The following is a 1,407-nucleotide window of genomic DNA, read 5'->3' as shown; positions in this document are numbered from 1 at the left end:
GGATGATGGGCGCGGCCCAGCGCGACTGCGCCCGCCTCGCCGCGCCCCGCGTCCTGCTGATGTATGGCGGGCATGACGATGTCATCCCGCCGCACGCCACCGCCGCCTGCTGGCGCGCCATTCCGCGCGGCGCCCGCGCAACCCTCGCCTGGTATCCCGCCGGCGATCACCTGATGCTGCTCGACCATGAACGCCGCACCCCGATCGGCGACATCCTGTCCTTCCTCCGCCACAACCGCCGCCCGCTCCCCTCCGCCGCCGCGACCGACGCGATGATCTTCCTCGCCGAGCACTGACGCGCCGGCCCGCTTGCGCCGCCGATCATCGTTGCGATGCGGGCCTAAAAGACATATGCTGTCAGAAAACGCGACAGCGCGTCATCAAACCGTCACATATCTCCAGTCAAGGCAGCACGAAACACGCTCATGGCTTCGCCGAGGTTCCTGCCCCGCAGCGCGCTGAGCTACGCGTCGGCGGAGATGTCGCTCGCCCGCCGCCTGTTCCTGCTGTCGCTGGAGGCGATGTGCGGCATCTCCCGCGCCAATCGCTGCTATGCCGCCTGGCAGTCGCTGCTGGCCGGAGCGGAAGCGCGGCCGATGAACCGCCTGCTCGAACTTCTCGACATCGCGCTGAACGTGCAGGCGCCGCGCTGGCCGGTCGAGCACCCGCCCGGCCGCCGCCTGGTCATGATCGCGAACCACCCGTTCGGCATCGCCGACGGCATCGCCATCCTCGCCCTCGCCGAGCAGCTCGACCGTCCGGTCCGCATCCTCATCAACAACGACCTGCTGCGCGTCCCCGAGATGGCGCGCTACGCATTGCCGATCGACTTTTCCGAAACGAAGGAGGCGCTGCGCCGGAATCTCGAAAGCCGCAAGGAGGCGCTCGCCTGCCTCGATCGCGGCGAGACGGTGGCGGTCTTCCCGAGCGGCGGCATCGCGACGGCGCGCAACCCGTTCGGCCGCGCCGAGGACCTGCCCTGGAAACTGTTCACCGCGAAGCTGATCCATCTCGCCCGGGCGGATGTGCTGCCGGTCCATTTCCCCGGCCAGAACAGCCCGCTGTTCCACGCGGCGAGCCGGGTGAGCATGTTCCTCCGCCTCTCGCTGATCGTGCCCGAGGCGGTGCGCCGCATCGGCCTTCCGCTCAAGGTGCGGATCGGCGAGGTGATCCCCTACGAGCGCCTCGCCGCCATCACCGACCGCCACGCGCTCACCGCCCTGCTCCAGCTTCACGTCCTCGCCCTCGCCCCGGAACAGGCGCGGCGACTCCGTTAGATTTTCTCACGCCACCGCTGCGGCGAAAAAGCGATTGCCCACCCCCGCCCCTCCATGGTCTTTTGCTCGGCATGAACCTGGCCGCCCGCTTCGCCGCCATCCTCCACGCCCTCTGCGCCGCTGTCGCCAT

At 69.3% G+C, this 1,407-nt stretch carries 1 protein-coding gene and 1 pseudogene; both read left to right on the top strand.

The features are described 5' to 3' along the window. Positions 1 to 296, top strand: a pseudogene (locus tag APM_RS17370) (alpha/beta hydrolase); the annotation flags it as partial. A 129-nt stretch (positions 297 to 425) separates the two neighbouring features. Beyond that, positions 426 to 1,277 carry a lysophospholipid acyltransferase family protein gene (locus APM_RS17365; protein WP_007424700.1) on the top strand — a complete coding sequence of 284 codons (852 nt, stop codon included), beginning with the start codon at positions 426 to 428 and terminating at the stop codon, positions 1,275 to 1,277. Positions 1,278 to 1,407: the final 130 nt, after the last annotated feature.

This window comes from Acidiphilium sp. PM (assembly GCF_000219295.1).
GTDB lineage: Bacteria > Pseudomonadota > Alphaproteobacteria > Acetobacterales > Acetobacteraceae > Acidiphilium > Acidiphilium multivorum.
This window is presented reverse-complemented; position numbering and strand designations above follow the sequence as displayed.